Raw genomic sequence first — 7074 nt, 5'->3', positions numbered from 1 at the left:
CCGAGACCCGCCGCCGCGCCAAGGCCATCAACTTCGGCATCGTCTACGGCATCTCCGCCTTCGGCCTGGCCAATCAGCTGAACATCGACCAGGGCGAGGCCGGGGCCTACATCAAGACCTATTTCGAACGCTTCCCCGGCATCCGCACCTATATGGATGCGACCAAGGCCCTGGTGCGGGAAACCGGCACGGTCTCCACCGTCTTTGGCCGCCGCATCCACATCCCGGCCATCCAGTCCAAATCCGCCGCCGAGCGCCAGTTCGGCGAACGCGCCGCCATCAACGCCCCCATCCAGGGGGCCGCCGCCGACATCATCCGCCGCGCCATGATGCGCATGCCCGGGGCCTTGGCCGACGCAGGCCTGAGCACCCGCATGCTGCTCCAGGTCCACGACGAACTGGTCTTCGAAGCTCCCGAAGCCGAGGCCGACCGCGCCATCGCCGTGATCAAGCGGGTCATGGAAAAGGCGGCGGAACCGGCCGTGGCGCTAAGCGTGCCGCTGGTGGTCGAGGCGCGCGCGGCGGCGAACTGGGACGAGGCGCACTGAGGGGTACATATACCTAGCAGGGTCAAGACGCGCCTTCGCCATGCAAGAGATGCTCGCAGGCGCGCTCGTTGTTTGACGCGGCTCTGACGCCCCCGCCCTCAGGCTCTCGGGCCTCGCTGCCCGTCCCCGTCGGTGCTAGGACGCCCGCATGAAGCCACAGACCGTAGACGTCCTGATCGTCGGTGCCGGAGCCGCCGGCATGATGTGCGCGGCCGAGGCGGCCCGGCGCGGCCGCTCCGTCCTGATCGTCGATCACGCCCGCAATCCCGGCGAGAAGATCCGCATCTCGGGCGGCGGGCGCTGCAATTTCACCAATCTGGGCACCACGGCGGCCAACTTCCTGGGCGAGAACCCCCGTTTCGCCACCAGCGCCCTGAAGCGGTTCACCCAGCACGACTTCATCAAGCGGGTCGATCGCGCCGGCATCGCCTGGCACGAAAAGACGCTGGGCCAGCTGTTCTGCGACGACAGCGCCAGGCAGATCGTCCGCATGCTGACGGACGACATGCGCTCCGCCGGGGCGGTGCTGAAGATGGGCACCGGCGTGGAGCGCGTGACCCGCGACGGTGAAGGCTTCGAGGCGGCCCTGTCGGACGGCTCGGTCGTGCGCTGCGCCTCCCTGGTGCTGGCCACCGGCGGCAAGTCGATCCCCAAGATGGGGGCCACCGGCTGGGCCTATGACACCGCCCGCCAGTTCGGCCTTCGGGTCACCGAGACCCGCCCCGCCCTGGTGCCCCTGACCTTCGAGCCGGGCCTGCTGGAGAAGCTGGCCCCCCTGTCCGGCCTGTCGGTCGAGGCGGAGGTCCGAACGGCCTCAACCAGCCCGAAGGGCGATAGGCCAACCTTCAAGGAGGGTCTGCTGTTCACCCACCGCGGCCTGTCCGGGCCGTCGATCCTGCAGATCAGCTCCTACTGGCGCGAGGGCGAGGCGATCACCGCCGCCCTGGCCCCCGGCGAGGACGTCTATGCCCGGCTGAAGGCCGCCAAGGAAGAAAACGGCAAGCAGATGCTGCACACGGCGCTTGGCCACATCGTCCCGCGCCGCCTCGCCGAAAGCATCGCCGAGCGCGAAGGCGTAAAGGGCAAGCTGGCCGAGATCGGCGACAAGACCTTGCGCCGGCTGGACGAGGCGGTGAACGCCTGGACGGTCAAGCCCGTCGGCTCCGAGGGCTATCGCACCGCCGAGGTCACCCTGGGCGGCGTCGCGACGGACCAGCTGGAACAGCAGACGATGGCCGCGCCCGCCGTCCCCGGCCTGTTCGTCATCGGCGAGGCCGTCGACATCACCGGCTGGCTGGGCGGCTATAATTTCCAGTGGGCCTGGTCGTCAGGATGGGCGGCGGGGCAGGTGTGTTGAGTGCCGCCCCCGACCTCCACCCGATTATGATTTGAGGAGCCCTCCTCAGGGGCAAGTTCTGGGAGAGCGGGGCGCAACCGCCGCAGGTGCCGGGGCCACAACCAGCATGCTTTCCTCGCGCGGCGCAGTTGAGGGCTGGGCCGCAAAAAGCCGATTTCTAGCCTCCGGCGTCAAGGTGTCGATGGTTACGGCATTCCACAGCTGACCCTCATCATCCTCGACAGCCAGAATGAACTGACCGCCTTGGGTAATGGCTTCCAGAATTCCTGGCGTTGCTGGTCCGCCATACTCTTCGCTTCCGCTGCCGCCGCTGGACCAATACTGAGGGTGGTCAGGTCCGGCCGGTACGAACGCTGGGTACCCACCCCAAATTTGCCCCGACGGACCCTTGACGACCGAGCGAACCCGGCTGGGACGATCACGGCAGTAGTTTCGAAAGCCGATAGACCACGACACAGAATTCGGTGTCGAAAGGTCCTGCGCATCCTCTTCAAAGCCGATCACAAAGACGAAGCCGGAAGTATCGACGTAGTCCCCGGCTCTAAGCGAGAGCTCCCCTGTCGGCTCAAGCCTGACGGTCTCGTTCCGCATCGGAGTTGAGGGTGCTTCAGGGAGTGATGTGCAGGAGGAAAGGACGAGGCCGATGATGGCGAGAAACTGTAGCCGCATTCGTCATCCCCTCGATGTTTCAGAACAGTGATTGGTCCGGCCGGATCAAGTCAAGGGGCTGGCTGGGCCGTCAGATTTGGCTTCGCGGGCCTGCATTTCGTCGCTAAACCCTGCCGCCATGCCCTTCACCGCCACCGTCCTGACCATGTTCCCCGAGGCCTTTCCGGGGCCGCTGGGGGTGAGCCTGATCGGCACCGCCTGGCGCGAGAAGGGGCTGTGGGCCTTGCAGACGCTGGACATTCGGGACTTTTCCGAGGATAAGCGCGGCTTCCTGGACGACACCCCTGCGGGTGGCGGGCCCGGAGCCGTATTGAAAGCGGACGTGGTGGCCCGGGCGCTCGACAGCATTCCGGGGTCTTCGCGGCCGCTTTTGTACATGAGTGCCCGGGGTCGGCCCCTGACCCAGGCACGCGTGAAAGACTGGGCGACGCATGACGGGATCACCGTCCTGTGCGGCCGGTTCGAGGGGGTGGATCAGCGCGTGCTGGACGTGCGCGGGTTCGAGGAGGTCGCCGTCGGCGACGCGGTCCTGGCCGGTGGCGAGGCGGCGGCGATGGTGGTGATCGAGGCGTGCGTACGATTGATCCCCGGAGTGCTCGGCGCGGCAGACAGCCTGTCGTCAGAGAGTTTCGAGGACGGTCTTCTGGAGCATCCGCAGTACACGCGACCGCGGACGTTCGAGGGACTGGAGATACCCGAGGTCCTGGTGTCGGGCGACCACCGCAGGGTGGCCGAATGGCGTCAGGCACAGCGGGAAGAGACGACGAAGGCGCGACGGCCGGACCTCTGGGCGGTGCATCTTGAGAAGACAAAAACTGCGGAATCCGCTTCCGCCAAATCACAGCTAAAGGGCGCAAAAGCCCGAGGAGAAGACGAATGAACATCCTGCAGACCATCGCGGCGGAAGAAAAAGCCCGCCTGATCGAAAAACGCGCCATTCCCGACTTCCAGCCCGGCGACACGCTGCGCGTCATGGTCAAGATCAAGGAAGGCGAGCGCGAACGCATCCAGGCCTTCGAGGGCGTCTGCATCGCCCGCGCCGGTGGCGGGATCAACGAGAATTTCACCGTGCGCAAGATCAGCTTCGGCGAGGGCGTCGAGCGCGTCTTCCCGCTGATGTCGCCGAACATCGACGCCATTGAAGTGAAACGTCGCGGCGTCGTGCGTCGCGCCAAGCTGTATTACCTGCGTGACCGCCGCGGCAAGTCGGCCCGGATCGCCGAAAAGCAGACCGTGCGTCCCGCCAAGGGCGTGGCCGTTCCGGAAACCGGCACCGCCGACAAGGCCGCCGACACCGAAGCCTAAACCGCTTCATCGGTTCGAGATTGAAGAAGGCCCCGGTGGAAACGCCGGGGCCTTTTTCTTTGACGCAGCAATGTGCCGACAGTCTTCGAATGTCGGGCGCAGAGCAAAATCGCCGGGACGGACCGCGGTTCATTTTCACGCAATAAGGTCGGCCGCGTCGCACGCCTTTGAGGCATCTACCATTCTGAGGTATGGTTCTAGAAGATGACGTGGACCCTTGGTCGACGCCACATCAGTGGAAAGCCGTGATGCTCTCGCGCGTACTTAGAACGACAGTCGCCTTACTGGCCCTCAGCCTGCCCGCGGCCGCGTTCGCGCAGGACCGCGACCGTGCTTCGACGCGGCGCGAGGTCACCCAGGCCCAAGCCGTACAGATCGCGCGTGGCTACGGCATGGTCGAGGTGGAGGAGGTTGAGCGCGATGATGGCGGCTGGGAAATCGAAGGCCGCGATCGTCGGGGACGGAATGTGGAAGTCACCATCAATCGCGACGGGCGAGTCACCAATGTAGACCGCAGCGAAGCGCCCGCGCGTGACGACGATGACTGACCGATCAGCCCGCAGCCAGGGCTAGACCGGTCCACTGCCACCAGCCGAAATAGAAGATGATCATCAACACCAGATGCACCGGCATCAGCACGGCGCTGAGGCGCATGAGATCGCGAGGCCGAAATGTGACGCCGTCGACATCCTGAAACAACAACAAGGCCTTCGAACAGACCGGCAGCGTCAAGCAATAGTTCATGCCCGCCGTGGCGATGAATAGGACCGCGACGGGGTTCAGTTCGGCCGTCTGGGCCATCAGGATGAACGGCGGTCCCAGCGCCGCCATCCGGGCCACATGGCTGGTCATGAACAGGTGCGAGGCCAGACTGATCAGGGCGATGGCCGCGACGACCACCATCGCCGGAGCATCCCCTCCGCGAATGGTGTCCAGATTGGTGATATCGAACAGGCCGCCGACCAGCCAGCCCGCAGCCTGCGTATTGATCAGGGCTTGCCCCAGCAGCAGGGCGGCACCGACGAACACCACCAGCGACCAGTTCACCGCCTTCATCGCGGCCTTGAACTTGAGGACGCCGATCACCGGCGCAGTCAGGACGATCATGGCCAGAACGGCGACGCTGGCAATACGATATCCGTGCCACGCGGTCGTGAACCACAGGCCAAAGGTGATGGCGGCGATGGCGAGGGTCTTCCATTCGGCGGGCGTCATCGGCCCTTGCCCCAGACTTGAACGGGGGACGGCGGTGGCCCGCTCGTCGCGGCTCAGGAACAGCCTCAGGACAACCCAGCACGACGCCAGCGATACGGCCAAGGCGAACGGCAGGCCCCACAAGGCCCACTGCGCGAAGCCGAAGCGTTCGCCGATCCGTTGATACAGCAGGTCTTCGGCCAGAAGATGCGAGCCGGCCCCGGTCAGGGCCGCCGTCGTGGCCACCAGGATGATCGTCGGGATCAGAATGGCAAAGGCCCGCCGCCCCCGCTCAGCCTCTGCGCCCCGGTCCGCGCCGAAGAAGGCATTCAGCGCCGGAAGTGTCGCCGCCGCCCGGCCCGAGGTGGACGGGATCAGAAAGGTCAGCGGGATGAGGGCCAGGGTCGTCAGCCAGAACAGCTGGCCCGTCGTCCGTGCCCGTGCCGCCACCGCTCCGGTCAGGCGGGCGGCGAGCCCGCTCGTTTCGAAGGCCGTGCCGATGACGAAAGCCCCGATCATAAGCCAGATGATGTCGTCGCCAAGCATGCCGGTGACGTCGCGCTGGCCCGCTGCCCCGAACAGGACCAGCGCGACGGCGCCTGCCAGGGCGATCCATGCGGCGTCCAGCCTGGTCGTCGCCCACAGAATTACGGCCGTACCGAACACCGCCAGCGCCACGCGCCCCGGCAGGAACAGATCGACGGGCATCAGCACAAGTATGGCCAGCAGGGCGAATGCGATCAGCAGCCCGATTGGCTTCAGCCAGCGCCTCGGTCTGGACGTCTGCGCCCCTGCCGCCGTCATCCGCGCGGCATGGCCCGACCGGCCAGAACGGTCCGCATCACGTTCTCGGCCCCGAGCGCGAGCTGGGTCTCGGCCTCCGCCATGGCCATCTCCATCGGGCAGGGGCGCATGGCGGTCGAGAAGAAGGCATCCACCCCATGCTCATAGACGATCCGTGCCGGATCTCCGACAGCCCCGGCCAGGGCGAAGACCGGCAGGCCCAGCAGCTTGGCCCGGCGCGCTACCTCGACCGGTATCTTGCCGTTCGGGGTTTGCAGGTCGATGCCGCCCTCTGCGGTGAAGACCAGATCGGCCTCGGCCAAGCGACGATCCAGATCAAAATAGGGCAAGACCACATCGTAACGGGACCGCAGTTCGGCCCCCAGCAGCACCCTCAGCCCCGTCCCCAGACCGCCTGACGCTCCGCCACCGGGCATCTGACGGACATCGATCTGGAAAGCCGTCTCCAGCGCCGCCGCATAGGTGTCGAGGGCCGCAACCATTCGCTCGACGATGTCTGGCGAGGCGCCTTTCTGAGGTCCGAACACACGCGCGACGCCTCTAGGGCCGCACAGGACATTGGTGATGTTGCAGATCGCCTCGATCCGCACGGTATCCAGCCGAGGGTCGCGCCCGCCGATGTCTACGCTCACAAGATCGGCCAACCCCTCGCAGCCGGGCCGAATGTCGCGTCCATCCGCATCCAGGAGCTTTACGCCCAGGGCCTGGGCCATGCCCGCACCACCGTCATTGGTACCGGAATCGCCACATCCCACCAGGATGCGGTCTGCCCCGCGATCCAGTGCCGCCCCCACAAGCTCGCCCACGCCCCGCGTCGTAGTCTTCATCGGATCGCGGGCATCGGACGGGACCAGCCTGAGCCCCGCGGCTTGAGCCATCTCGACAACGGCTGTGCGGGTCGCGTCGCCACCTAGCCAGCCCAGGACCGCCTCGACCGGCTGACCGACGGGGCCTGTGACACCCAGGCGTTCGGTCCTGCCTCCCGTAGCCACGGCCATGGCCTGCGCAAATCCCTCGCCACCATCGACCAGCGGCAGGGTGGTCACCCGCGCATCGGGCATGGCGCGCACCACGCCGACGGCGATGGCATCGGCGACGCGATCCGCTTCAAGACATTCCTTGTATCCGGAGGGGGCCACCAACACGCGCAGGGTCATCGGGTCTGTCGCTTGATCGAACTACGGGATGTCAACCTGA

The 7074-nt window shown here is 66.3% G+C and carries 7 protein-coding genes; 5 read left to right on the top strand and 2 right to left on the bottom strand.

Features of this window, described 5'->3' with window-relative positions:
• The 5 genes from JHC81_RS07945 to JHC81_RS07925 all read left to right on the top strand — a co-directional run.
• Positions 1 to 548, top strand: a 548-nt coding sequence (locus JHC81_RS07945) for a DNA polymerase (protein ID WP_292173014.1), incomplete at its 5' end; no start/stop codon positions are given.
• A 148-nt stretch (positions 549 to 696) separates the two neighbouring features.
• Complete coding sequence (locus JHC81_RS07940) at positions 697 to 1905, top strand: NAD(P)/FAD-dependent oxidoreductase (protein ID WP_292173011.1); 1209 nt, start codon at positions 697 to 699, stop codon at positions 1903 to 1905.
• 787 nt (positions 1906 to 2692) lie between these two features.
• Positions 2693 to 3454: a tRNA (guanosine(37)-N1)-methyltransferase TrmD gene (trmD, locus tag JHC81_RS07935; RefSeq protein WP_292173008.1), complete on the top strand. Its 762-nt coding sequence runs from the start codon at positions 2693 to 2695 to the stop codon at positions 3452 to 3454.
• Positions 3451 to 3879, top strand: a complete 429-nt coding sequence (gene rplS, locus JHC81_RS07930; RefSeq protein ID WP_292173005.1) for a 50S ribosomal protein L19 — start codon at positions 3451 to 3453, stop codon at positions 3877 to 3879. The genes trmD and rplS overlap by 4 nt, the downstream gene beginning before the upstream one ends.
• Positions 3880 to 4127: 248 nt before the next feature.
• Entirely contained in the window at positions 4128 to 4427 is a 300-nt protein-coding gene (locus JHC81_RS07925) for a PepSY domain-containing protein (protein ID WP_292173003.1), read from the top strand.
• Between the two features lie 4 nt (positions 4428 to 4431).
• On the opposite strand, the gene JHC81_RS07920 is transcribed toward JHC81_RS07925, so the two are convergent.
• A complete protein-coding gene (locus tag JHC81_RS07920; protein WP_292173001.1) occupies positions 4432 to 5877 on the bottom strand; it encodes an SLC13 family permease in 1446 nt (481 codons plus the stop codon).
• Complete coding sequence (locus tag JHC81_RS07915) at positions 5874 to 7034, bottom strand: glycerate kinase (RefSeq protein ID WP_292172999.1); 1161 nt, start codon at positions 7032 to 7034, stop codon at positions 5874 to 5876. The genes JHC81_RS07920 and JHC81_RS07915 overlap by 4 nt, the downstream gene beginning before the upstream one ends.
• Positions 7035 to 7074 lie beyond the last annotated feature (40 nt).

It is taken from the genome of Brevundimonas sp., assembly GCF_016463295.1.
GTDB lineage: Bacteria > Pseudomonadota > Alphaproteobacteria > Caulobacterales > Caulobacteraceae > Brevundimonas.
Note: the sequence above shows the minus strand (reverse complement) of the source record. Positions and strands in the feature narration are given on the sequence as shown.